Source organism: Nocardia sp. CA-151230 (assembly GCF_050942175.1).
In the GTDB taxonomy this organism is placed as follows: domain Bacteria; phylum Actinomycetota; class Actinomycetes; order Mycobacteriales; family Mycobacteriaceae; genus Nocardia.
The window spans coordinates 6606591-6630791 of sequence record NZ_CP192061.1; the positions used below are offsets into that span (position 1 = coordinate 6606591).

Sequence of the window (24201 nt, forward strand, 5' to 3'; positions counted from 1 at the left end):
CTGCTCAGTCCTCGTCTGCCACCAAGCATATGTTTCGAATGTGACTGGTGAGGTTTCTTTGCTACGCCGAGGTTATCGGTCGCGCGCCCATCAGGGCTGTACCGACACGCACGCAGGTGGATCCGTGGCGGATGGCCGACTCCAAGTCGCCGGACATGCCCGCCGACAGTTCTTTCGCATCGGGGTGGACGGTCGTTAATGCGGCGTGGATGCGGGCCAGTTGCTCGAAGGCGGCATCGGGTTCCACGTCCAGCGGCGGGATGGCCATCAGGCCCGCGAGCTGCAGGGATCGCGAGGCAGCGACCTGATCGGCGAGCGCCTGCAGGGCCGCGTCACGGGCGCCGCCACGGGACGGGTCCGCGTCCAGGGACACCTGGAGCAGCACGCGCAAGGGGGTGGTGCGGGATCCGTCGTCCAGCGCGGCCTCCGCGGCGGCGTCGAGGGCGCTCGCGAGCCGATCGCTGTCCACCGAGTAGACGGTGTCGGCCCAGCGTGCAATGGATTTCGCCTTGTTCCGCTGCAGCCTTCCGATGAAGTCCCAGCGTATCTGGGACAGGTGTCGCAGCTGCGCCACCTTGCCCGCCGCCTCCTGCTCACGGGACTCGCCGAACTCGCGGCAGCCCAATCCATAGAGGATCTCGATATCCGAGGCGGGGAAGAACTTGGTGACCGGCAGCAGGCGCACCGACCCCGGCGCCCGGCCCGCGGCCGCGCACGCTGCGTCGATTCGCTCGACGAGTGCCGACAGGGCGGTGGCGAGCTCGCCGGCGCGACCACCGCCGGACGTGACCTGCGCCGCATCGGATCCCTGTGCGGCGGTGAAGCTTTCGGTCATTCTGAAACTCCCTCGGATGACATCCAAATCACACCGGCGAGTCGGCCGGTCGGCGCGTCGCGGCGGTGCGAGAACAGTGTCCGGTCTTCTATGGTGCACCGCGGATCCACCGCGACCGCGCCCACGCCGGCCGCCTCCAGTTGCCGGCGGATGCCCGCGCGCAGATCCAGGCCGGGCGTGCCCTTGGCCGTGGTGGTCGCGCTGCCGGGCAGATGCGCCTCGACATCGGCGCGCATGGCGGCGGGCACCTCGTACTGGCGACCGCTGGCCGCCGGGCCGAGGAACGCGCCGATGCGCTCGGGCTTCGCGCCCACCGACACCATGGCCTCCAGCACCCGCGGCACGATCCCGATCCGGGCCCCGATCCGCCCCGCGTGCACGGCGGCGATGACGCCGGCCTCGTCGTCGGACAGCAGGATCGGCACGCAGTCGGCGGTCAGCACCACCAGCGCCAGATCGCGCCGGGTGGTCACCAGCGCATCGGTGGCGGGCACCGGCTCGGTCCGCGGCCCGTCCACGATCTCCACGTTCCGCCCGTGGATCTGCTCCATCCACACCAGGCGGTCCGGCGCGAGCCCGATGTTCTCCGCGAGCCGAACCCGATTGCGCCGCACCGCCTCCGGATCATCACCCACGTGATCCCCCAGGTTGAACGAGTCGTACGGCGCGGCCGAAAACCCGCCCGCCCGCGTCGTCACGACCCGTCTGGTCCGAAATACCGGTGCCGCTGCTGTCATGCCTTCGAGGGTAGTAGTCACCGGCGGGCAACCCCGAACTCACCACCGCCCCCGGAACGACACCACCGCCCGGGAACGACATCGCGCCCGCTCCGGAGCCGGAGCGGGCGCGATGGATGAATCCGTCAGGGGCGCAACGTCAGCGACGCATGAAGGAGGGGACGTCGACGTCGTCGTCATCGGCGTCCGGGGGCTGGATGTGGCCACGAGTGTTGCTCGCGACCGTCGGGTCGACGGCCGGCCGGGGCGCGCTGTAGGACGGGGCCGGGCCGCGCTCGGCGACCGGCTGCGGCGGCGGGGTCGGCTCGGGGCGCGGCGCGGGAGCGGGTTCGGAGGTGCGGGCCGAGGTGTATTCGTGTGAGCGGCCGACGTTTCCGGCGCTGGCGCTCGCGGTACCGCTGGTATTGGTGAACCGGCCGACCGCGGGTTCGATGCGCCGGGAGGGACCGCTGCCGTCGAAGCCGGCCGCGATCACGGTGACGCGGACCTCATCGCCGAGGGAGTCGTCGATGACCGTACCGAAGATGATGTTGGCCTCGATGTGCGCGGCCTCCTGCACCAACGAGGCGGCCTCGTTGATCTCGAACAGGCCGAGGTCGGAGCCGCCCGCGATGGACAGCAGCACGCCGTGCGCGCCGTCCATGGAAGCCTCCAGCAGCGGCGAATTGATCGCTGCCTCAGCGGCCTTCACCGACCGGCCCTCGCCGCGGGCCGAGCCGATGCCCATGAGGGCCGAGCCCGCACCCGACATGACCGACTTGACGTCGGCGAAGTCGACATTGATCAGACCCGGGGTGGTGATCAGATCGGTGATGCCCTGAACACCGTTGAGCAGCACCTCGTCCGCGGAGCGGAAGGCGTCCATCAGGCTCACGGCCGCGTCGCCGAGCTGTAGCAGCCGGTCGTTCGGAATGACGATGAGGGTGTCGCAGGACTCGCGCAGCGCCTGGATGCCGGCCTCGGCCTGGTTGCTGCGGCGCTTGCCCTCGAACGAGAACGGCCGCGTCACAACACCAATGGTGAGCGCGCCGAGCTTGCGCGCGATGGAGGCCACGACGGGCGCGCCGCCGGTGCCGGTGCCGCCGCCCTCGCCGGCGGTCACGAAGACCATGTCGGCGCCCTTGAGGACTTCCTCGATCTCGTCCTTGTGATCCTCGGCGGCCTTGCGGCCCACCTCCGGATCGGCGCCGGCGCCCAGACCGCGGGTGAGTTCCCGGCCGACATCGAGCTTCACGTCCGCATCCGACATCAACAACGCCTGCGCGTCGGTGTTGACGGCGATGAACTCGACTCCCTTGAGTCCCTGTTCGATCATCCGGTTGACGGCGTTCACGCCGCCGCCGCCGATACCGACGACCTTGATCACAGCAAGGTAGTTGTGCGGGGGCGTCATGGGCTCTCGCCTTCCTTCGATCTGAAACAGCTTGTCGTCTTCGGCTACCCGCAAAATACCGCCACTATGGTCTCGGTCCGGTAAACCCTCAACCATAGGTTCAGCGTTATGTCAAGTATCCGACTGGTGCCGAACGGTATTCGCAGCCACCGCGTTACGGGCGCAGGCGCGCCGAACCGAGCATCAGAATCTTGTGTGATTCGACTCGTCCGACCCACCCGAGCATCGTATCGTGGACGGTTGCCCTCCGGTCCTGGATCGGAACCGACGGTGCCCTTCCGGCAAACCACCGAAAATTTCGGCAGCCCAATGGGTATCGCTCACTTTACCGTGACCAGATTCGGACTCGAAACATCGAATACCTTGCCCGGCTGGGAAAGCAGGGGTCCGACCACCGCGGCCTTGCGCGCGGAGTCCATGGTTCCGCCCCAGAGCACGGTACGGCCGTCACGCAACTCCAGGGCAATATCCGAAACCGAGCGGGCCACAACCGCTCCCACGCCGACCTCGTCGCGCAGCGGAACAGGAATCGCGGCCATGACGGCCACCGCGGCCCTGGTCACCGGGTCCGATCCGCCCGGATGATCGGTCACCAGTTTGGGTATCCCCGGTCCCGGCGGCTCGATCGCGAATTCCACGCTGTCGCAATCGAGCAGATGGGCGCCGTCGGGACTGTCGAAGTACAGGACGGGGGTGCGCTCCACCACCGTCACCCGGACGGTGGACGGGAACACCCGCTGCACGCGCACGGAACGGACCTTGGGCAGCTGCGACACCCGTTCGGCCATGGCATTGGTGTCCAGCCGCATCATGGACAGACCGTCCGGTACCTGTAGCGCGTCCTGAACCTGTTGTTCCGGAACGGCACTCAGCCCGTCCACCTGCACCGTGCGCACCGACAGCAGCGGCGTGAACCAGGCGACCAGTCCGAACGCGATCAGCACCACGACCCCGGCCAGAGCGCCCCAACGCACCCGGCGCGACTGCCACGCCGTCACGATCCGCGATTCACGGCGAACCCGACCACGGCGCAGCCGGGCCCGCCGGGCCGCCGCGCTCTCGCCCGCGGATTCGGCGCTGTTGTCCGCTGCCGCAGCGGATTCGGTGTCGTAATCGTCCGCGTCGTAGCTATCGCCGGCGGCCGGATCCGGCCGATCCGCCGCTCCCCCACCCGAGCCCACGGTGGCTCACCGTCCGTGTGAGGGTCGTGCGCGCAGCCCGTCCAGAATCTGGCTGCCCAGCATGGTCACATCGCCCGCGCCCATGGTGATCACCACGTCGCCGGGCCGCGCCAGCGCGCCCACCTGCTTGCCGACCCGGGACATATCCGGCTGGTAGTGCACGGGTTTGGTGACCGCGTTGGCGACCAGCGCGCCGTTCACACCCGGCAGCGGTTCTTCACGCGCGCCGTACACATCGAGCACCACCACCTCGTCGGCCAGCGACAGCGCCGCGCCGAACTCGGTCGCGAAAGTGGCGGTGCGGCTGTACAAGTGGGGCTGGAACACCACGATGACCCGGCCCGGCCGCGAGCGCGCGCCGTCGCGCGCCTCCTGCGCGACCAGTTCGGCGGCGGCGGAGAGCACCGCGCGCACCTCGGTCGGGTGGTGGGCGTAGTCGTCGAAAACCCGCACGCCGTTCTCGCGTCCGGTGAGCTGGAAGCGGCGGTGCACGCCGCCGAAACCCTCCAGGCCCTGGATGATCTCGCCCATATCGGCGCCGGTCGCGCGGGCGGCCAGCAGCGCGCCCAGCGCGTTGAGGGCCATGTGCCGGCCGGGCACCGACAGGCGCAGGGTGCGCGGGGCAGGCTCGTCGGCGAGCTGGAAGACGACCACGCCGCCGACATCGCGCGGCTCCCAGGACAGCAGCTGCGCGCCGACCGGGACACCGGATGCGGCGAAATCGCCGGAGCCGTAACCGATCACCTGGATGCCGCGCGGATCCTCGGCCAGCCGGGCCACCGACCGCTGCGCCAGGCCCAGCGAGCCCGGATCGTCCACGCACACCACCAGGCGGCCGCCCGGTTGGAGCCGGTCCACGAAGTCGTCGAAGACCTGGACGTAGGCCTCGTCCGTCCCGAAGTAGTCCAGGTGGTCGGACTCGATATTGGTGACCACCGCGACGTCGGGCGCGTACTGCAGCAGCGACCCGTCGCTCTCGTCGGCCTCGGCCACGAAGATGCCGCCGGTGCCGTGGTGGGCGTTGGTGCCGGCCTCGTTGAGTTCGCCGCCGACGGCGAAGGACGGGTCGAACCCACAGTGCTGCAGGGCCACCACCAGCATGGAGGTGGTCGAGGTCTTGCCGTGCGTGCCCGACACCAGCAGCGTCTTGTGGCCCTGCATGAGCGAGGCCAGCACCGCCGGGCGCAGCAGCACCGGCACGCCGCGCCGATGCGCCTCCACCAGCTCGGGATTGGTCTTGGGAATGGCGGCGTAGGTGGTCACCACCGCGGTGGGCCCGCCGGGCAGCAGGTCCAGGGCGCCGGCGTCGTGGCCGATGCGCACCTGCGCGCCGCGCGCCCGCAGGGCCAGCACGCCGCGGCTCTCCTTGGCGTCGGAGCCGGAGACCATGCCGCCACGCGACAGGAGAATTCGGGCGATCCCGGACATACCGGCACCACCGATGCCGATCATGTGCACGCGTTGCAGATGGTCGGGTAGGTCGGTGTGAGCCTCGGCGGTTCCCACATCGCTGTCCGGCCGCTCCACTGTCACCTCGAATTACCCCGTTCCCTGGCGTGTTTCATCGGATAGTTGGGCTCCCAGGCCCGGGTGCTGCGCCACGACTCCGTGGAGCGGCTGGTGCGCCGGGCCGAGTCCGAATCTATCGACCGCCGCGACGACGACTCCGAGCCGCCCCGGCCCCGACCCGAGGGTAGCGCGCGCCGCTGCGGGGCCGGTTTCACCTTGGCCTTCGCCTTGGCCTTGGTGCGGGCCCGGGAGGCCTGCGCCCGCGCGGGCGAGTACAGCTCGGGTTTCGGCAGGCGCAGCAGCCGGCTGAAGCGGCCGTCCTGGCCCGCGTGCAGGGCCGCCACCGCCTCGGGCTCGTGGCGGGCGGCATTGGCGATGATGCCGAACATGAGCAGCGTGATGGCCAGCGAGGAACCACCCGCCGACACCAGCGGCAGCTGCAGGCCGGTCACCGGCAGCAAACCGACGACATAGCCGACATTGATCAGCGCCTGACCGGTGATCCAGGTGGTGGCCGAGACGGTGAGCAGCCGGATGAACGGATCCACCGAGCGGGTCGCGATGCGCAACCCGGCGTAGACGAACAGTGCGAAAAGCCCCAGCACCAGCGCACATCCGAGGAATCCGAGCTCCTCGCCGATGATGGCGAAGATGAAGTCGTTGTGCGCGTTGGGCAGATAGCTCCACTTGGCCCGGGACTGCCCCAGGCCGCGACCCCAGATGCCGCCGTCGGCCAGCGAGTACAGGGCCTGCCGGGCCTGGTAGCCGATGCCCTGCGGGTCGTCGCCCGGGCTGAAGAAGGCGCGCATGCGGTCGGACCGGTAGCCGGCCGAGAGCGCCAGGATCGCCGCCGCCACACCGCCCGAGACCGCGATGGTCACGAACATGCGCAGCGGCAGCCCGCCGAACCACAGCAGCGAGGTCAGCACGATGCCGAGCGCGATGGTGGTGGACAGGTTGGGTTCCAGCACGACCAGGAAGCACACCAGCAGGCCCGCGGGCACCAGCGGCATGAGAATGTCCTTGTACCCGGCCTTTTCGGTCTGCCGGGAGGCCAGCAGGTGCGAACCCCACACCACCAGTGTGACTTTCACGATCTCCGAGGGCTGCACCGACACCACGCCGAGGTCGAACCAGCGCCGCGAACCCTGCACCTCGCTGCCGATGCCGGGGATGAGCACCAGCACCAGCAGCACCACCGACAGCGCGAAGACCGGGAACGACAGCCGGCGCATCACCCGCATCGGAATCCGCAGCGCGATATAGAACAGCACCGCGCCGAAGGCGGCCATCACCGTCTGCGCGATGAACAGCTTGTAGGCCGAACCGCCGTCGGCGTAGGACTCCACGCTGGACGCCGAGAGCACCATGACCAGGCCGAGCACGGTGAGCAGCACCGCGATCGCCACGACGAGATGGAACGACGCCAGCGGGCGGGCCAGCCAGGCCCCGAACCATCCGATTCTCGGTCGCTGGGTCTGGTTCCCGGCCCGCCGCGGCGTCGCCGTCGTCATTCGGTTCTCCCGATGTCCTTCTCGTCCAGGGCCTGCACGGCGGCGGCGAAGCTGCGGCCGCGATGCGTGTAGTCGGCGAACATGTCCAGGGACGCCGCGGCCGGGGCCAGCAGCACGGTATCGCCGCGATGGGCGAAGCCGGCCGCCACGCGCACCGCGCGCGCCATCACCGCTTCGGGCTCGATCTCGGTGAAGGGGTCACCCATCCGAGCATCGTCCCCCGAATTCAGCTCCACGACCGGCACATCGGGCGCGTGTCGCGCGAGTGCGGCCGCGATCGCCGCCGCATCCTGGCCGAACAGCACGGCCGCGACGAGATGCTCGCGGCACTCCTCGATGAGGTCCTCGACGCCGGCACCCTTGAGCTGACCGCCGGCCACCCAGATCACGCTGGGGTGGGCCAGGATCGAGGAGCGCGCGGCATGCGGGTTGGTGGCCTTGGAGTCGTCGACGAATTCCACGCCGGACAGCTCCCGCACGAAGGCCGCCCGGTGCGGACCGACCTTGTGCTCCTGCAGGCCCTCCTTCACGAACTGCGGTGCCACGTCGATGGATCGGGTCAGGGCGGCGGCGGCCAGGGCGTCGGCCACACCGGCCGGGCCCTGCGGGCTGATGTCGCCGACCTCGGCGAGGATGGCGGCCTTGGTGAAGGCGCGGTCGAGCAGCTTGCCGTCCACCACGCCCAGCTCGCCGTCGGCGGGGACGCCGATGCGGAAGCCGACGGTGCGGCGCGCCTTGGACTTTCGCGCCAGCGCCGCGGCGACGGCGTCGTCCAGGCCGACCACGCCGACCCGTCCGGTCAGCGCGCGTGCCTTGGCGGCGGCGTAGGCGTCCAGGCCGCCGTGCCAATCCAGGTGATCCTCGGCCACGTTCAGCACCACCCCGGCCTCCGGGCGCACCGACGGTGCCCAGTGCAGCTGGAACGAGGACAGTTCCACCGCCAGGATCTGCGGGCCCGGGGTGCGGCGCAGCGCGTCCAGGATGGGCAGGCCGATATTGCCGCAGGCCACCGAGGGAATCCCGGCGGCGCGCAGGATGGAGTGCGTCATCTGGGTGGTGGTGGTCTTGCCGTTGGTGCCGGTCACCACCAGCCACTTGCGGACCGGACCGTAGATCCGGGCCTGATCGACCCACCAGGCGAACTCGACATCGCCCCACACCGGAATGCCCTCGGTGACGGCCGAGACCAGCACCGGGGAGTCCGGCCGCCAGCCCGGGCTGGTGATCACCAGCGCGAAGCGTTGCAGCGCATCGGGTTTGAGCAGGTCGGCACTGGTGGCGGTGCCCAGGCCCAGTTCGGCGGCCTCGGTGAGTGCCTTCTCGCCGTTGTCGGTGACCACCGGGCGCGCGCCGATGTCCTGCAGCGGCTCGATCAGCGAGCGTCCGGAGACGCCCCAACCGGCCACCAGCACATCACGGCCACGCAGGAATTCGAGCATGGGCCCCGGCGACCGCAGGACCCTCGGAGAATGTTCGGACATTGCTCACTCACCCTGCCGCAGAGAGGTATTCGCTGTAGAACAGGCCCAGTCCGATCGCCGAGGCCATACCGGCCAGCAACCAGAACCGGATGATGACCGAGGTCTCGGCCCACCCGCTCAGCTCGAAGTGGTGATGGAACGGTGCCATCTTGAACAGGCGATTGCGCGTGGCGCGGAAGACCGCCACCTGCAGCACCACCGACGCGGCCTCGGCCACGAACAGCGCGCCGATGACCACCATCAGCAGCTCGGTGCGGGTGGTGATGGACAGGCCCGCGAGCAGACCGCCCAGCATCAGCGAGCCGGTGTCGCCCATGAAGATCTTGGCGGGCGCGGCATTCCACCACAGGAAGCCGATACATGCCGCACCGCCCGCGGCACAGACCAGGGCCAGATCGAGCGGATCTCGAACCTGGTAGCAGCCCGCGACCGCGTGCGCGGAGCAGGAGTTACGCCACTGCCAGAAGGTGATGATCATGTACGCGCCCAGCACCAGGCTCATCGAGCCGGCGGCCAGGCCGTCCAGGCCGTCGGTCAGGTTCACCGCGTTGGACCAGGCCACCACCAGCAGGCAGACGAACGCCAGGAAGACCACCACGCTCATCGACAGTGTGTTGATGTCGCGCGTGTAGGACAGGCGCTTGTCGCCGGGGGTCAGGCCGTGAATGTTCTTGAACTGCAGGGCCAGGACGCCGAAAACGACAGCCGCGGTGAGCTGGCCGATGTACTTGCCGGCCGCGGTCAGGCCCAGGTTGCGCTGCTTGCGCAGCTTGATCAGGTCATCGGTGAAGCCGACGAAGCCCAGCGCGGTGGCCAGGCCCATGACCAGCAGGCCCGAGGCCGAGGGACCCGGCTCGCCGTAGGTCATGGAGATCAGGTGCGAACCGAGGTAGCCGGCCCACATGCCGATCATGATGGCGACGCCGCCCATGGTGGGGGTGCCGCGCTTGGCCTTGTGGCTCTCCGGGCCATCGACCCGGATCTCCTGTCCGAAGCCCTGTTTGGCGAAGTAACGGATCACCACGGGGGTCAGCAGGATCGAGACGGTCAGCGCGATGGCCGCCGACAGCAGAATCTGGGTCATCGAGCGGCCTCCTGCTCCGCACCGATCAGGTGGTCGGCGACCGTCCACAGGCCCGCTGAGTTCGAACCCTTCACCAGCACCACCGCACCCGGCTCCAATTCCTCGTCGAGCAGGGCGATGGCCGCGTCGATGTCCGGCACGTGGATGGCCTCCTCACCCCAGGAGCCCTCCTGCACCGCGCCCTGGAACAGGGCACGCACGGGACGGCCCTGGCCGACCACGACCAGACGATCCACATCCAGGCGCACCACCAGGCGGCCGATCTTGTCGTGCTCGAGGACGGATTCCTCGCCCAGTTCCGCCATTTCACCGAGTATCGCCCAGCTGGGGCGCGGCTCGGTGCCGGCCTTGGACATGGTGACCAGCGCCTTGAGCGCGGCACGCACCGAATCCGGGTTGGCGTTGTAGGAGTCGTTGACGACGGTGACGCCGTCGGCGCGAGTCCGCACATCCATGCGGTGCGCGGAGACGGCGGTCGCGCCGGAGAGCGCCCGCGCGACGGTCGCGAGGTCCGCGCCCTGGGACAGTGCGACGGCGGCCGCGGACAGCGCATTGCCGACCTGGTGCTCACCGTGCACGGCCAGCTGAACCTCGATCGATTCACCGTTGGCGTGCAAGGTGAATCGGGCGCGGGCCTGCTCGTCGAGGACCACGTCGGAGGCGCGGACATCGGCGGTGGCGGCCTGGCCAACGGTCACCACGCGCGCGGCGGTCCGGTCGGCCATCGTCGCGACCAGGCGGTCGTCGGCGTTCAGCACCGCCAGCCCGGAGGCCGGCAGGGCCTCGACGAGCTCGCCCTTGGTCTGCGCGATCACCTCGCGGCTGCCGAACTCGCCCAGATGCGCGGTGCCTACATTGAGCACGACACCCACGCCCGGCGGGGCGATCTCGGTGAGCGCCTTGATGTGCCCGGGTCCGCGGGCGGACAGCTCGAGCACCAGGAAGCGGGTCCCGGCGTCGGCGCGCAGCGCGGTCCACGGGTGGCCCAGCTCGTTGTTGAACGAACCGGGCGGGGCCACAACGGGTCCCAGCGGCGCGAGCACCGCCGCCAGCAGATCCTTGGTGGAGGTCTTGCCCGCGGAACCGGTCACCCCGACCACCGTCAGGTTCCCGGCCTCGACCAGGCGGTCCACGCTGGCGCGGGCCAGCGCGCCCAGCGCGTCCAGCACCGCCGCACCGGAGCCGTCGGTGTCGTGGGCCAGCGCGATGGCGCGCGTGTTCCCGGGACGGGGCGTCACCACGATGGCGGGCACCCCGACGGGCCGGGCGGCCAGCACCGCGACCGCGCCCTGCGCGACGGCCTGCGCCGCGAAGTCGTGGCCGTCGGCGCGCTCACCGGGCAGCGCCAGGAACAGGTCACCGGAACCGATACGGCGCGAATCGAATTCGGCCGAGCCGGTGACCTTCGCCTCGGGATCGGGGGCGTCGTGCAGCGTGCCGCCGACAACCTCCGCGATCTCCCGCAAAGTCATCTCGATCATGAAAGCGTCAGGTCCCTCGTCTTTTCCGACAGGGCGGCCGCGAGTACCTCGCGGTCGTCGAACGGATGCTTCACGCCTGAAATCTCCTGCCCTGTCTCATGTCCCTTGCCCGCGACCAGCACCACGTCGCCGGGCTGCGCCCAGTCGACGGCGGTCTTGATCGCGGCCGCCCGGTCCCCGACCTCCCGGACCTCACCGCGTTCCGCGACCGGTACCTGTTCGGCACCGGCGAGCACCGCGGCGCGGATGGCGGCCGGGTCCTCGCTGCGCGGATTGTCGTCGGTAATGATGGCCAGGTCGCTGCCGCGCGCCGCCGCCGCACCCATCAGGGGCCGCTTGCCGGCATCGCGATCACCGCCCGCGCCCACCACTACGGCCAGCCGGCCCTCCCCGAGCCCGGGGAGGCGGTGGCGGTCGGCCAACCACGTGCGCAGGGTCGCCACGACCGATTCGATCGCGGCGGGCTTGTGCGCGTAATCGACCACGGCCAGAAACTCCTGACCCTTATCCACCCGCTGCATGCGGCCCGGCACATCGACCGTGCCGAGCGCCGCAGCGGCAGTCTCCGCCTCGACCCCGGCTGCCACGCACACCGCGACGGCCAGGATTCCATTGGCGATGTTGTACGCACCCGGAAGCCGCAGCCGCACATCCACATTGACACCCGGCCCCGAAGCGGTGAACTCCTGGGTGCCGCCGAGCCCGGCGGTGGCCGCGCCGGCGGTCCAGTCCGCGGGCACGCCCGGCCGGATCGCCACGGTGCGCAGGCGGCCGGTGGTATCACCGGATCCGGCTGCGAGACAGTCGGATACGTCGTCTGCCAGGCGGCGGCCCCACTTGTCGTCGACGCAGATCACGGCCGTGCGCGCCGCCACCGACGGGCGCGCCGCGGCAGCCGAGTCCGGCCCGTCCGGAATGAACAGGCGGCGCTTGGCGGCGAAATAGTCCTCGAAATCGGCGTGGAAGTCGAGGTGGTCCTGGGACAGGTTGGTGAACGCGCCGACCGCGAAGCTCACCCCGTCCACCCGGCCCAGCGCCAGGGCATGGCTGGAGACCTCCATGACCACCGCCTCCACACCCCGCTCGACCATGAGCGCGAACATGGCGTGCAGCTGCGGAGCCTCGGGCGTGGTGAGCGCCGAGGGCACCCGGACGCCGCCGATGCGGGTCTCGATGGTGCCGATGAGGGCGGTGCGCAGCCCGGCCGCGGCGAGCCCGGCCTCCACCAGATACGACGTGGTCGTCTTGCCGGACGTACCGGTGATACCGACGATGCGAAGTTTGCGAGACGGATCACCGTAAAGGGCCGAGGACAACTCGCCGAGCACCGCGCGCGGCGCGTCGTGCACGAGCACCGGGACGGCGATCTCACCGATCAGTTCCGCGCCCGCCGGATCGGTGAACACCGCGACCGCGCCACGGTCGACCGCATCGTGGGCGAAGCGCGCGCCGTGCGCGTGGGCCCCGGCCAGACCGGCGAACAGATCACCCGGCAGCACCGCGTTCGAGCGCTGCTCGATGCCGGTGACCTGGATGTCCTCCAGAGCTGCTGCGAATTCCGCGGGCCGCGCGCCCGTCAGCTCCGCCACCGTGCGCAGGGTGGTCGTCAGCGGCGCAGCGGGCCGAAGCACCTGCGGTGCCCGATCTCCGCTCGGCGGCTCTGCTCGATCTCCGCTGTGCGGCTCTGCTCGATCTCCGCTGTGCGGAACCGACTGCGCGGGCACGAAGCTCCTCTCCAGGGGCGGTCATATGCATGAATCGGTCCGGATGACCGGATCGACGTGTCAGGTTACCTGTGTTCGATCGCCGCGCGATCGGCACGGCGGGGTTCGGTCACCCGCCGATGCACGCACCGGCGGCGGTGGGCGTCACAACCATCCGCTCCCTGCTCTAACTCGCCTGCAGAATCAGCTGTTTGGCAGGCGGCGACGGCGGAATGCGGTCGCGCTGCAACAGCCACGAGGCGATGCTGTGGAACAGGGGCGCGGCCGAACCGCCGCCACTGCCGTCGGAGCTGCGCACCGGCGCATCCAGCATCATGCCGATCACATAGCGGGGATTGTCGGCGGGGGCCATGCCCGCGAAAGTGATCCAGTAGCGGTCGCTGGAATAGCAGCGGCACTTCGGGTCGATCTGCTGGGCAGTGCCGGTCTTCCCCGCGATCTGATAGCCCTCCACGGCGGCCGGACCACCGGTGCCGCTCTGGATGCCGCGCGGATCCTTCTGCACGATGGCCTCGAACATCTGGCGCAGCGTCTGCGCGGTCTGCGGGGTGACCACCTTGACGCCCTCCGGCGGCTCCTCCTCGGTGCGGGTGCCGTCCGGGGCGATCTTGGCCTTCACGATGCGCGGCGGCATCCGCACGCCGTCATTGGCGATGGCCTGGTACATGGCGGTCATCTGCAGGGTCGTCATCGAAAGGCCCTGGCCGATGGGCAGGTTGGCGAAGGTGGAGCCGGACCACTGGTCCCGGGCGGGCACCACGCCCGCACTCTCACCCGGCAGTCCGACACCGGTGCGCTGGCCCAGGCCGAACTTCTTGAGCATGTCGAAATAGCGGTCCTCGCCGACGCGCTGCGCCAGCATGAGGGTGCCCACGTTCGAGGACTTACCGAAGATGCCGGTGGTCGTGTAGGGGGCGACACCGTGCTCCCAGGCGTCGTGCACGGTGACACCGCCCATGGAGATGCTGCCCGGAACCTGGTGCACCTCATCGGGAGTGGTGAGCCCGTACTCGATGGCCGCGGCCGCGGTGATGATCTTGTTCACCGAGCCCGGCTCGAACACCTCCTGCACCGACGGATTGCCCAGATCGGTGGTGGACCAATACTGCGGTCCCATGGCGGGATTGAAGGTGTTGTCATTGGCCATCGCCAGCACCTGGCCGGTGTGCACATCCAGCACCACCGCCGAGGCCGCGCTCGCGCCCGAGAGGTCCTTGGCCTGCTGCACCTGCTGCTGCACGTAGTACTGCAGATCCGAATCCAGGGTGAGCTCGAGGCCGTAGCCGTTCACCGCGGGCTGACGATCACGCCACGAACCCGGGATCACCGCGCCGTCGGAGCCGCGGTCGTAGGTCTCCGAGCCATCGGAGCCGGCCAGCAGCGCGTCCATCGAGGACTCCAGGCCGATCTGGCCGTGCCCGTCCCAGCCGGTCGCGCCGATCACATTGGCGGCCAAGGATCCACCGGGGTACTCGCGCATATCCTGCCGATCCATCCCGACCTCGGGGAACTGCAGAGTGATGTCGGAGGCGATCCGGGGGTCCACATTCCGCGCGAGGTACACGAACGGCTCGTCGCTCTTCAGCTTGGCCAGGATGTCCTTCTCGGGCGCGTCCTTGCCCAGCTTCTCGTGAATGTATTTGGCGATGGCCGCCAGCCGATCATCCGGATCCGGCGCGGTCTTGGGCGTCTTCTCGTGCGCATCCGCCAGATCCTTGCGCACCCGCACCGGCTGAAAGCTCAGCTCCTTCGCCGCGATCGTGAATGCCAGCGACTTCCCGTACCGATCCGTGATCGGCCCCCGGTTGGCCGGATCGGCAACCTTCACGGTGCGCTGGCTGGCCGCCTCCGCCGACAGCTTCGGTGCGGAAATACTCTGCACCCACAGCAATTGGATGGCCGCCACCGCGAGCGCCACCAGCATGACCAGCCGGCCCACCCCGAATCGGATCCGCGCGCTCGAGTCCAGTCCCGGAGCGGGCCGTGGTCTGGACTGCCGGCCCGGCCCCGAACCGGCACGGCCGGAACCCGACCGGCTCCGGCCGGCGGCGGCGACCCGCCCCCGACCGGAATCGGACCGGCCCCGGCCGGAATCGCGCCCGCGCCCCGCGCGGGTAGGGCTCATCGACCAGCCCCGTTCGCCGGCGCCGCGGTGCGGCTCATCGAGGCGCTCCGTTCGCCTGCACCTGCGGGTTCTGGGGAGTCGTGACCGGTGCCGCCGGAACGGGATTCGCGGCGGTGGTGGTCGGCGGGGCGGGCGTCGTGGTCACCGGGACCACCCGCTCACCCTGAGCCTGCTGCAGCTTCGACGGCTGCGGGGCGGCCGACGGCGTCGTGTTGAGCGGCGGCGCGGGCGCGCCCTGAGCGGGCTGCGGATTGCCGACCACGGTGACCTGACCGTCCGGGCCGATCACCAGCCGGGCCGGATCCTTGGCCGGGATCATGCCCAGTTCGGCTGCGCGCTTGGCCAATTCGGGAGCCGAATCGGCGGAGGCCACCTCGCGCTGCAGCGCGTCCCGTTCGTCGGACAGCTTCTGGTTGGCGCGGCGCTGATCGCCGAGCTGATAGCTGTCCTCGGTGGCGCGGGTGGTGAGCAGCAGCGTCAGCGCCAGGCCGCAGCCCAGCAGCGCGATGATGGTGGCCACGAAGGACATGCGGCCGCGCGGCATGGGATCGCTGCGCCGACCGCGGCGCATGCCCGGCAGGTCGGCCCCGCCCTCCCGATTGCGCCGGCGCGCGTAGGCCCGTTGCGCCGCACCCGATTTCACCCGTTCGGCGGCCTGCACCCGGCGGGCCCCCCGGCCCGTCGCCTGCGTCCTGATCGTCATAGTGCGGCTCCGATCCAGCGGATGCCCGCCCGGTGGGCCGTACTACCCCGGAACCTCACGATTGCTCCTCCCCTACGATCCGCTCGGCCGCCCGCATACGCACCGGAGCGGCCCGCGGGTTGTCCTCGATCTCCTGCTCGGTGGCCTTCTCCGCGCCGCGGGTCAGAATCCTGAATTCCGGTCCCATACCCGGCAATTCGACCGGCAGGTCCAGGGGCGTGCGCGAGACCGACCGCTTGGCCAGCGCCGCCTTCACCACCCGGTCCTCCAGGGACTGGTAGCTCATGACCACGATGCGGCCGCCCGGGGCCAGGGCGTCCAACGCGGCGGGCAGCGCGGCCTCCAGGGACTCCAGTTCGCGGTTGACCTCCACCCGCAGTGCCTGGAAGGTGCGCTTGGCCGGATGCCCGCCCGTGCGCCGGGCCGCGGCCGGGATGGCGTCGTAGAGCAGCTCCACCAGCTGCGCGCTGGTGGTGAACGGGGTGCGCTGGCGACGCCGCACGATCTCGGCGGCGATCTTGCCCGCGAACCGTTCCTCGCCATAGGTTTTCAGCACCCGGGCCAGCTCGCCGTGGCTGTAGGTATTGAGCACGTCGGCGGCCGTGGGACCGGTGGTGGAGTCCATCCGCATGTCCAGCGGTGCGTCGATGGAGTAGGCGAAGCCACGATCGGCCTCGTCCAGCTGCATGGAGGACACACCCAGGTCCATCAGAATCGCGCTGACCGAACCCTTCTCGGGTAACCCGGCCTGCTCGAGCGCGGGCGCGATGCCGTCATACCTGGTGTGCACCAGGGTGATCCGGTCCCGGAACGGGGCTAGTCGCTCGCCCGCCAGCTTCAGCGCGGCGGTGTCGCGATCCAGCCCGACCAGGCGGATGTTCGGATACGTCCGCAGGAAGTACTCGGCATGACCGCCGAGCCCCAGCGTGCAGTCCAGGTAGACCGCGCCCTCGGAATGCAGTGCGGGACCGAGGATTTCGTCGGCGCGATGGAGGAGAACCGGAACATGGCGGGGGCCGTCACTGTCTCGGTGCACCTCGACCTCCCGGAATTCCTGCCTCACGTTTCATTCGCACGGCCACCTGGGGTCGCTAGCGAAAAGGACCTTCGAATTGGGCGAATGCCCCGTGGTCTCTGACCGAAGCACCGCACCTGGCGTTGGGGAAGTACGTCAGGGTCGGTGTCGGGCAGAGGCCGCAGGGCACTCGCCTCGCTGCGGGCTAGAAGATCTCGCCCAGCGACTCGTCTCTGGCCTGCGAGTAATCCTCCTCGTGCTCGGCGAGGTAGGAATCCCACGCCGTCTTGTCCCATATTTCGAGGAAGTCGACCGAACCGATCACTACGCAATCCTTGGACAGATTGGCGTAGCGGCGGTGCTCGGCCGACAGCATGATCCGGCCCTGTGCGTCCGGACGCTGCTCATCACTGGAAGCCGCCAGGGCCCGGACGAATGCGCGGGCCTGCGGATTGGACCGGGATGCCGCCGCGGCTCTCCGCGCCAGCGCGGTGAACTCGTCCTTGGGATACACGGCAAGGCTGTGGTCCTGTCCCTTCGTGACCATCAACCCTCCCGCCAGCTCGTCCCGGAACTTCGCAGGCAACGTCAGTCGCCCTTTGTCGTCCAACCGAGGGGTATAGGTCCCGAGAAACAAGCCTCGACACCTCCTGCCGGATCACCCTCTCGACTGTTCGGCCTCCTGTAGTGCGGGCTCCACATTACCCCACTTTCCCCCACTTTCAATCGAAAGCGTCGGTGATCTCGGTCCCCGCTTGGCGAACTTCGCAGGTCACACCAGCTATCACCGAGGTGGGGAAGATTTCGTGCAGTTCCCCCGACACGCGCGACGCGCGCCGGCGAGCATCCGACAACCGCCAGCAAACCCGCAGATAGCGTGCATTTCCGGCACTCGTGGGACGAAGTGGGGAGCCTCCGTGGGGAGGTGTGGGGAATCCTGGACCGCTCCCGACACGCCGAATCAGCACCAACGAGAAACGCCGTGACGCCACACCCAAATCGGTGTGGCGTCACGGCGTGTCGCTGGATCTTCAGTTAGCCGATCATGGTCCGCTGCCGCGCGGCGCCGAAAGCCTTCGGCGGCACGGCAGCCCGGTCAACTGTCCTGTTCGAACCTCTTGCGGAACCGGTCCTCCATCCGCGCGGAGAACCCGCCCTGCTTACGGGGCTTTCCGCGGCCGGCGCCGGGAGCGCCACCCGCGCTGGGATGCGCATCGGCGCCGCGACTGCTCGGCGCGCCCATCCGAGGGCCACCGATCAGCAACAGCACACCCGCGCTGAACATGACGATGAATCCGACCAGACTGATGATCGGGAAGCCGCCCGGCTTGAAGGGTGCGGCAATACCGGCCACCAGTAGAAACAGACCGAGGACGAACAGGGCGGCCGCCTGAAGTCTGCGTCGACCGGTGGCAGAACGTAACCGTCCACCCCGAACAGTCGAGGCGAACTTCGGATCCTCAGCATAGAGCGCGCTCTCGATCTGTTCGAGCATGCGCTGCTCGTGCTCGGAGAGTGGCACGGTACCTCCCCCGGCACTAGGTGGTGGCTGTCGCCTCCGGGTAGACGACGGATAGCCGACCTTGGCGGCTGTCTGTCACCAATAATACGAGTTCGATCAGACCGCGACCACCTACTCGCCGATACTCACGCCAGCATTCCGGTTACCCACCCTGAACTGGGCCGCAGCCGGGCCGCGGCGGCCAGCAGGTCCGCCACGTCGTGTAGGAATGCGTTTACCCGCGAAGCGAACTCGTCCGCCCGGCGATCATCGATGGGCCGCGGCAACCCGGCCTCCAGGGCCGCCCGGGTCTCGGATTGACCGGTGAAATAGTCGGCCCACATCACGAATTCCGGTGCCGCGCGCTGCATCAGAACCCAGGCGTTGCGAGAACGCGCGCGGGGCGCGCGGTCTGCCCCCGTGAGGGCCAGCACGGCGCCCGCGCCGCGGAGGGCGGCGAGGTAGGCCGTGCGGAAGCGCTCCGCCGGATCGGTTTCCCCCTGGGCTTCCAGCAATAGACCGTCCGCCTTGCGCAGTAGATCGCCGGCGCGGCCGGGATGGCCCGGTCGTTCAGTTTTCCCGCTCATTTCGGGTACCTCCCCACTCGCACACCTGATTCCCTTCCAGGAGGACATCCGGTCCCGATCAGGCATTTCGCCCGCTGGAAAGATCGAACAGATATTCGAAGGTTTCTCGTGGGTTTGAATATAGAGAGACCCACCGACAAGTTGACGCCCTCACAGTGGCGCTACTGTCGAGCCCATCCGTCCGCGCCAACGAGAGTTGCGTCCAGCCGATGACCGCAGTCACTCCCAAACCGACGCCCGCGCCCGTGGTGGTCGATCTGTCGGCCGCTGCCCTGCGGCACCGGCTGCACGACGCCCTCTCGGTCTATGTGGCGGCGATGGACTACCCGCGCGGCACCGAACACCAGCGCGCGCCCATGTGGACCGAGCACACCACCCGGCCCGGCTGGCAGGCGGTGGCGGCGGTGCTGCCCGACGACGACGGACGGCTCGACCTGCGCACCGCGCCCATCGTGGCCATCGCCTACGGGTATCACGGCGCGCCGCACCAGTGGTGGCATCAGCAGGTGTACAGCGGCATGCGCCGCACCGGATGGCCCGAACACGCCGCGCGAGAACTGCTTTCGGACTACTTCGAACTCACCGAACTGCATGTGCACCCGGCCGCGCAGGGCCGCGGGCTCGGCGAGATCCTGCTCACCCGGCTGCTGCAGAACCGGCCCGAGCCGACCGTGCTGCTGTCCACGCCCGAGGTGGATCGGGAATCCAACCGGGCCTGGCGGTTGTATCGGCGGCAGGGGTTCGGAGATGTGGTGCGGCACTTCATCTTCTCCGGCGACACCCGGCGGTTCGCGGTGCTCGGCCGGCGGCTCCCCCTGTGAGCCGCGGCGACCTCGGTGCCCGCCGGGTCGTCATCGTCGGTTCCGGGCACAATGCCCTGGTCGCAGCCTGCTATCTGGCGCGGGCCGGGCATCGGGTCGAGGTGCTCGAGCGCGACACCGTGCTGGGCGGGGCGGTGTCCACGGTGGAGCGGTTCCCGGGTCACCTGGTCGATCGGGGCTCGTCGGCGCACATCATGATCCGGCACACCGGGATCATCGAGGAGCTGGAGCTGGCCCGGTTCGGGCTGCGATACATCGACTGCGACCCATGGGCTTTCGCGCCCGCACCGCCCGGGAGCGGGCTGCCGCCGATCGTGTTCCATCGCGATGTGGACCGGACCTGCGCGTCCATCGCGGCAGCGTGCGGGGAACGGGATGCCGAGGCGTATCGGCGGTTCGTGACGGTATGGGGGCCGCGCAGCGCCCGGGTGATGCGGGCGTTCTCGGCGACGCCGACGGGCGGGAACCTGCTGAAGGCGTTCTGGGGCATGGACCCTCGCGAGGCCGCAGGGGCGACCGGGCGCAGCAGTGCCGGCGCCCTGTCGCGGGAGATGATGCAGACCGGAGACGCCCTGCTGGACAGCCTCTTCGACAGTGAACGACTCAAGGCCGCGCTGGCCTGGTTCGGCGCACAGTCCGGGCCACCCATGTCCGAACCCGGGTCCGCCCCGATGGTGGGATTCGCGGCGCTCATGCACACGCTGCCGCCGGGCCGCGCGGTCGGCGGCAGCGGGGCGCTGACGACGGCGCTGGTGGCGCGGCTGGAATCCGACGGTGGCATCGTGAGCGCCGGGGACGCGGTCACCGCCATCACCCGGGCCGGGGACGGCTGGGAGGTGCGCACCGCGGACGGACGAAACGTACAGGCGGACACCCTGATCGCGGGCACCCACATCCTCACCACGCTGAACCTGTTGGAGCAGGGCGGATTCGACGCCGGGGTGCTCGCCGGCTGGCGGCGGCGCATTCGCGTGGGACCGGGCATCGGCATGGTGGTGCGGGCCGCGCTCAGCGACCTGCCCCGCTATCCGGGCGCGGAGACCGCCGAATCCGCCCACGGCCTGCAGCTTCTCGTCACCGATCGCCGCGATCTGCGCCGCGCGCACGGCGCCGCGCTGGCCGGGGATCTGCCGCCGCGACCGGTCGTGCTGGCCATGAGTTTCAGTGCCCTGGATCCGAGCATCGCGCCCGCGGGCGAGCATCAGGTCACGCTGTGGTCGCAGTGGCATCCCTATGACCTGGCCGACGGCACCGCCTGGTCCACACACGCCGACCGCGAGGCCGACCGCATCATCGCCGAAGTCGACTCGCACGCACCGGGATTCGCCGGGACGGTGACGCAGCGCTTCGTCCAGACGCCCGCCGATCTGGAACGCGAGATGGGCCTGCTGGGCGGCAATGTCATGCACGTCGAGATGTCCATCGACCAGATGTTCATGTGGCGGCCGCTCCCCGAACTCTCGGGGCAGCGGGTTCCGGGCGCGCCGGGGCTGTACCTCACCGGCGCGTCCACGCATCCCGGCGGCGGCGTCTCCGGTGCGAGCGGACGCAGCGCGGCCCGCCTGGTCGAACACGACCTGCGACCGCGCCGCCTGTTTCCGCTGCGCCGATGACCGCCCCGGGCCTACCCGAGCGCACCACGAATCCCGCTGCGGCCGCGCCGAAGCCGGCGTGGTGGCCGCGGTGGCCCGCGCAGGAGCCATCGCCTCGGCGCCCCGGACGTCCGACGCCGATCGGCGCGGAGCGAGCGGAGACCGGATTCCCCGGCCGGGCCGTGGCGATCTCGGCGACGCCGGCGGTGTTGCTGGTGCTGGTGCAGATCACGTATCCGCTGGCGCACGGGGTGGGGCGGGATCGGGTGACCGTGGTGGTCGTGGCTCTCTCGGCGGCGACGGCGCTGGCGCATGCCGGGGTGACGCGCGGGGCGCGGTGGGCTGTGGGTTTGCTGGCAATCGTGTCCGGGATCGGATTCGGTGCGGAGGTGCTGGGGATCGCGACCGGGTTCCCGTTCGGTAGCTATGACTACGCGAGCGGGCGGCTGGGGCCCGAGCTGATCGGGGTGCCGCTGATCGTGCCGCTGGCCTGGACCGGTGGGCTGTATCCGGTGTGGGTGGTGGCCGGGATGCTGCGCCATGGTGCGGCCCGACGGATTTCGCTGACGGCGCTCGGGGCCGTCGGGTGGGATCTGTTCCTGGATCCACAGATGGTCGCGGATGGGCAGTGGACGTGGCGCTCGACCGTTGCGGGATTGCCGGGGCTGGGCCAGATTCCGGTGACCAACTATGCCGGCTGGTTCACGGTCGCGGTGGTGATGGCGGGATTGCTGCAGTGGTGGGATCGGACCGCTCCGGATACCGGCGCGGCGCGGATGGCTCCGGTGGCGGTGTTCCTGTGGACCTGGCTGGGGTCGACGCTGGCGCACGCGGTGTTCCTGGGGCTGCCGGTGTCGGCCGGTTACGGGTTCTGCGGGCTCGGTCTGCTGGGGATTCCGCTGGTTCGGACGCTGAGCGCCCGTCGAATCACCCTGTGGCCCGGGGCGCATGGCACGATGTGACCCGTGCAGCCGAGTCCCAACATGTCGACAGCAGAGGAAACGCCCGAATCCATGACACCGTCGGATCCCAGCGCATCGGGAGCGCGGCGACCGCGCCGGTGGGTGCGGATGCTGGCCGTGGTCCTGTTCGCGGGGCTCGCCGTCATGCTGACCGGATGCCTGCGGGTGCAGGTGTCGATGGGTGTGTCCTCCAATGACCGGGTGTCGGGCCGCATCGTCGCGGCGGCCGTGCCCCAGAACAACCAGGACAAGGGGCCGCAGCTGAAGGCGCCCGACGGGTTGCAGGGCAAGGTGCGGGTGGATTCCTACGCGCAGGACGGATACGTCGGCAGCCAGGTGTATTTCGACGACCTCACCTTCGGTGAGGTGCAGCAGCTGGGCGGCATGTCCGACCAGACCTCCGGCATGTTCAACCTGGTCTTCAGCCGCACCGGCGACCTGGTCACCCTGACCGGCCGGGTGGACCTGAAGAGCCTGCCGCCCCAGGGTTCCGACGTGCAGCTGACCGTGGCCTTCCCGGCCCGCGTCGCCACCACCAACGGCACCCGCGAGGGCGACTCCGTGGTGTCCTGGAAGCTCCCCGCCGGCGATGTCAGCACGCTGCGAGCGGAAGTCGGCTACGCGGACCCGAATACGCGCTCCTTCGCCGGCTGGGCGGGCATCGTCGGCGGCATCACCCTGGCGGTGGCGGCCGTGGTCGCGGTCCTCGCCTACATGACCCGCAACCCCGACCCGCCGGCCTACGTCCGCGCGGCCCGCTGGCTGCGCCCCGATCGCACCAAGACTCGATGACCCTGGCCGCCAGGGCGGTGACGGCCGGTAGCGCCGTCGCCGCCCTCGGCGCCGCCACCGCCCTGGCGAACCGCCTCGGCACCCGCCGCCTCCGGCCCGCCGGCCGACCCGTCACCGAAGCGGTCACCGTCTGCGTCCCCGCCCGCAACGAGGCCGCCCGCCTCCCGGCCCTCATCGCCGATCTACGCGCCCAGCAGGGCATTCCGCGGCTCCGGATCCTCATCCTCGACGACGGCTCCACCGACGGCACCACTGCCGCCGCCCGCACGGCCATCGGCGACGACAACCGATTCCTGCTCTCCCGCAACGACATCGACCCCGCCCCCGGCTGGACCGGCAAGACCGCCGCCTGCGCCCGCCTGGCCGACCTCGCCCTCGAGTCGCCCGCACCCGGATCCCCCACCGGCGCGCTGATCTTCCTCGACGCCGATACCCGGCTCGCGCCCGCCGCGCTGGCGGCAGCCGTGCGCGAATTGCGTTCGGCCCGGGCCGACCTGGTGTGCCCGTGGCCCCGGCAGCGCGCCGAATCGCCCATGGAACGCCTGGTCCAGCCGCTCCTGTGCTGGTCCTGGGCCTCGACCTTGCCCATCGCCCTGGCCAACCGCACCCTGCGCCCCTCGATGGCCGTGGCCTGCGGCCAGTTCCTGGTCTTCGACGCCGCGGCCTACGCCGCCCTCGGCGGTCATGCGGCCGTGGCCGACAGCGTGACCGAAGACCTGGCGATCGCCCGCCGCGTCCGCCGCAGCGGACGCCGCACCACCCTGGTGACGGCGGGTCCCCTCGCCGAAACCCGGATGTACCGCAACACCACCGAACTCATCGAGGGATACACCCGCTGGCTGTGGTCCGCCTACGGCGGCCCGGCCGGCAGCCTCGCGGTCGGTTCGGTTGCGGCCCTGGCGTTCTGGGCCCCGCCACTGGCGGCGGTGTGCGGGCGGGGACGGCTGCGCCTGATGGGACTGCTGGGTTACGGCGCAGCGGTCACCGCCCGGCTGCTGGCCCGTTCGACCGAGAGCGGGGGCACCCCGAGTGGCGCGGATGTCGTTGCCGCGCTGGCACACCCGCTGTCGGTCGCGGTCTACCTGACCCTGTCGGCTCGCTCCCATCGCGTGTACCGGGCGGGCGGGCTGCGCTGGAAGGACCGCCCACTCGGCACCCGCTGAC

Annotated in this window: 21 protein-coding genes; 5 read left to right on the plus strand and 16 right to left on the minus strand. The window is 70.1% G+C overall.

The features are described from left to right. Positions 1-61: 61 nt before the first annotated feature. The 16 genes from ACQP1O_RS31160 to ACQP1O_RS31235 form a co-directional block, all read right to left on the minus strand. On the minus strand, positions 62-835 hold the full coding sequence (locus ACQP1O_RS31160; protein ID WP_433561969.1) for a YggS family pyridoxal phosphate-dependent enzyme: 774 nt from the start codon (positions 833-835) through the stop codon (positions 62-64). Next, positions 832-1572: a peptidoglycan editing factor PgeF gene (gene pgeF, locus ACQP1O_RS31165; protein ID WP_433561970.1), complete on the minus strand. Its 741-nt coding sequence runs from the start codon at positions 1570-1572 to the stop codon at positions 832-834. The genes ACQP1O_RS31160 and pgeF overlap by 4 nt, the downstream gene beginning before the upstream one ends. A 139-nt stretch (positions 1573-1711) precedes the next feature. Beyond that, positions 1712-2965 (minus strand): cell division protein FtsZ, encoded by a 1254-nt coding sequence (gene ftsZ / locus ACQP1O_RS31170; protein WP_433561971.1) that lies wholly within the window; start codon positions 2963-2965, stop codon positions 1712-1714. A gap of 320 nt (positions 2966-3285) precedes the next feature. Further along, on the minus strand, positions 3286-4146 hold the full coding sequence (locus ACQP1O_RS31175; RefSeq protein ID WP_433561972.1) for a cell division protein FtsQ/DivIB: 861 nt from the start codon (positions 4144-4146) through the stop codon (positions 3286-3288). Positions 4147-4152: 6 nt separating this feature from the next. Continuing rightward, positions 4153-5598 carry a UDP-N-acetylmuramate--L-alanine ligase gene (gene murC, locus ACQP1O_RS31180; RefSeq protein WP_433567855.1) on the minus strand — a complete coding sequence of 482 codons (1446 nt, stop codon included), beginning with the start codon at positions 5596-5598 and terminating at the stop codon, positions 4153-4155. A gap of 77 nt (positions 5599-5675) precedes the next feature. Next, positions 5676-7169: a putative lipid II flippase FtsW gene (ftsW, locus tag ACQP1O_RS31185; RefSeq protein ID WP_433561973.1), complete on the minus strand. Its 1494-nt coding sequence runs from the start codon at positions 7167-7169 to the stop codon at positions 5676-5678. Next, complete coding sequence (murD, locus tag ACQP1O_RS31190; RefSeq protein ID WP_433567856.1) at positions 7166-8608, minus strand: UDP-N-acetylmuramoyl-L-alanine--D-glutamate ligase; 1443 nt, start codon at positions 8606-8608, stop codon at positions 7166-7168. Before murD ends, ftsW begins: the two co-directional genes overlap by 4 nt. Positions 8609-8657: 49 nt before the next feature. Continuing rightward, positions 8658-9734 (minus strand): phospho-N-acetylmuramoyl-pentapeptide-transferase, encoded by a 1077-nt coding sequence (gene mraY / locus ACQP1O_RS31195; RefSeq protein WP_354843024.1) that lies wholly within the window; start codon positions 9732-9734, stop codon positions 8658-8660. Beyond that, positions 9731-11215, minus strand: coding sequence for a UDP-N-acetylmuramoyl-tripeptide--D-alanyl-D-alanine ligase (locus ACQP1O_RS31200; RefSeq protein ID WP_433561974.1), 1485 nt, complete (start codon positions 11213-11215; stop codon positions 9731-9733). Before ACQP1O_RS31200 ends, mraY begins: the two co-directional genes overlap by 4 nt. Next, positions 11212-12846, minus strand: a complete 1635-nt coding sequence (locus tag ACQP1O_RS31205) for a UDP-N-acetylmuramoyl-L-alanyl-D-glutamate--2,6-diaminopimelate ligase (protein WP_433561975.1) — start codon at positions 12844-12846, stop codon at positions 11212-11214. The genes ACQP1O_RS31200 and ACQP1O_RS31205 overlap by 4 nt, the downstream gene beginning before the upstream one ends. 259 nt (positions 12847-13105) lie before the next feature. Beyond that, positions 13106-15064: a peptidoglycan D,D-transpeptidase FtsI family protein gene (locus ACQP1O_RS31210; protein ID WP_433561976.1), complete on the minus strand. Its 1959-nt coding sequence runs from the start codon at positions 15062-15064 to the stop codon at positions 13106-13108. A 34-nt stretch (positions 15065-15098) separates the two neighbouring features. Beyond that, positions 15099-15767: a hypothetical protein gene (locus ACQP1O_RS31215; RefSeq protein WP_433561977.1), complete on the minus strand. Its 669-nt coding sequence runs from the start codon at positions 15765-15767 to the stop codon at positions 15099-15101. Between the two features lie 55 nt (positions 15768-15822). Continuing rightward, on the minus strand, positions 15823-16803 hold the full coding sequence (rsmH, locus tag ACQP1O_RS31220) for a 16S rRNA (cytosine(1402)-N(4))-methyltransferase RsmH (RefSeq protein ID WP_433561978.1): 981 nt from the start codon (positions 16801-16803) through the stop codon (positions 15823-15825). Between the two features lie 184 nt (positions 16804-16987). Then, a complete protein-coding gene (gene mraZ, locus ACQP1O_RS31225) occupies positions 16988-17419 on the minus strand; it encodes a division/cell wall cluster transcriptional repressor MraZ (protein ID WP_213560465.1) in 432 nt (143 codons plus the stop codon). Positions 17420-17878: 459 nt separating this feature from the next. Continuing rightward, entirely contained in the window at positions 17879-18304 is a 426-nt protein-coding gene (locus tag ACQP1O_RS31230) for a DUF3040 domain-containing protein (protein ID WP_379401646.1), read from the minus strand. A 125-nt stretch (positions 18305-18429) separates the two neighbouring features. Next, positions 18430-18870 carry an SAV_6107 family HEPN domain-containing protein gene (locus ACQP1O_RS31235; protein WP_433561979.1) on the minus strand — a complete coding sequence of 147 codons (441 nt, stop codon included), beginning with the start codon at positions 18868-18870 and terminating at the stop codon, positions 18430-18432. Positions 18871-19079: 209 nt separating this feature from the next. Between ACQP1O_RS31235 and ACQP1O_RS31240 the strand changes: the two genes are divergently transcribed. From ACQP1O_RS31240 to ACQP1O_RS31260, 5 genes are all read left to right on the plus strand, one after another. Then, positions 19080-19691 carry a GNAT family N-acetyltransferase gene (locus ACQP1O_RS31240; RefSeq protein ID WP_433561980.1) on the plus strand — a complete coding sequence of 204 codons (612 nt, stop codon included), beginning with the start codon at positions 19080-19082 and terminating at the stop codon, positions 19689-19691. Further along, positions 19688-21304 carry a phytoene desaturase family protein gene (locus ACQP1O_RS31245; RefSeq protein WP_433561981.1) on the plus strand — a complete coding sequence of 539 codons (1617 nt, stop codon included), beginning with the start codon at positions 19688-19690 and terminating at the stop codon, positions 21302-21304. Before ACQP1O_RS31240 ends, ACQP1O_RS31245 begins: the two co-directional genes overlap by 4 nt. After that, positions 21301-22245 carry a carotenoid biosynthesis protein gene (locus ACQP1O_RS31250; protein ID WP_433561982.1) on the plus strand — a complete coding sequence of 315 codons (945 nt, stop codon included), beginning with the start codon at positions 21301-21303 and terminating at the stop codon, positions 22243-22245. The genes ACQP1O_RS31245 and ACQP1O_RS31250 overlap by 4 nt, the downstream gene beginning before the upstream one ends. Before the next feature lie 108 nt (positions 22246-22353). Continuing rightward, a complete protein-coding gene (locus ACQP1O_RS31255) occupies positions 22354-23037 on the plus strand; it encodes an LppM family (lipo)protein (protein WP_433567857.1) in 684 nt (227 codons plus the stop codon). Then, positions 23034-24200: a glycosyltransferase family 2 protein gene (locus ACQP1O_RS31260; RefSeq protein ID WP_433561983.1), complete on the plus strand. Its 1167-nt coding sequence runs from the start codon at positions 23034-23036 to the stop codon at positions 24198-24200. The genes ACQP1O_RS31255 and ACQP1O_RS31260 overlap by 4 nt, the downstream gene beginning before the upstream one ends. The last annotated feature ends 1 nt before the right edge of the window (position 24201 follow it).

Bases quoted from the DNA above. Each gene is read 5' to 3' on its own strand.
- ACQP1O_RS31160 (WP_433561969.1), bottom strand. From the start codon at position 835: ATGACCGAAAGCTTCACCGCCGCACAGGGATCCGATGCGGCGCAGGTC.
- pgeF (WP_433561970.1), bottom strand. From the start codon at position 1,572: ATGACAGCAGCGGCACCGGTATTTCGGACCAGACGGGTCGTGACGACG.
- ftsZ (WP_433561971.1), bottom strand. From the start codon at position 2,965: ATGACGCCCCCGCACAACTACCTTGCTGTGATCAAGGTCGTCGGTATC.
- murC (WP_433567855.1), bottom strand. From the start codon at position 5,598: ATGATCGGCATCGGTGGTGCCGGTATGTCCGGGATCGCCCGAATTCTC.
- ftsW (WP_433561973.1), bottom strand. From the start codon at position 7,169: ATGACGACGGCGACGCCGCGGCGGGCCGGGAACCAGACCCAGCGACCG.
- murD (WP_433567856.1), bottom strand. From the start codon at position 8,608: ATGCTCGAATTCCTGCGTGGCCGTGATGTGCTGGTGGCCGGTTGGGGC.
- mraY (WP_354843024.1), bottom strand. From the start codon at position 9,734: ATGACCCAGATTCTGCTGTCGGCGGCCATCGCGCTGACCGTCTCGATC.
- ACQP1O_RS31200 (WP_433561974.1), bottom strand. From the start codon at position 11,215: ATGATCGAGATGACTTTGCGGGAGATCGCGGAGGTTGTCGGCGGCACG.
- ACQP1O_RS31210 (WP_433561976.1), bottom strand. From the start codon at position 15,064: ATGAGCCCTACCCGCGCGGGGCGCGGGCGCGATTCCGGCCGGGGCCGG.
- ACQP1O_RS31215 (WP_433561977.1), bottom strand. From the start codon at position 15,767: ATGACGATCAGGACGCAGGCGACGGGCCGGGGGGCCCGCCGGGTGCAG.
- ACQP1O_RS31235 (WP_433561979.1), bottom strand. From the start codon at position 18,870: ATGAGCGGGAAAACTGAACGACCGGGCCATCCCGGCCGCGCCGGCGAT.
- ACQP1O_RS31240 (WP_433561980.1), top strand. From the start codon at position 19,080: ATGACCGCAGTCACTCCCAAACCGACGCCCGCGCCCGTGGTGGTCGAT.
- ACQP1O_RS31250 (WP_433561982.1), top strand. From the start codon at position 21,301: ATGACCGCCCCGGGCCTACCCGAGCGCACCACGAATCCCGCTGCGGCC.
- ACQP1O_RS31255 (WP_433567857.1), top strand. From the start codon at position 22,354: ATGCTGGCCGTGGTCCTGTTCGCGGGGCTCGCCGTCATGCTGACCGGA.
- ACQP1O_RS31260 (WP_433561983.1), top strand. From the start codon at position 23,034: ATGACCCTGGCCGCCAGGGCGGTGACGGCCGGTAGCGCCGTCGCCGCC.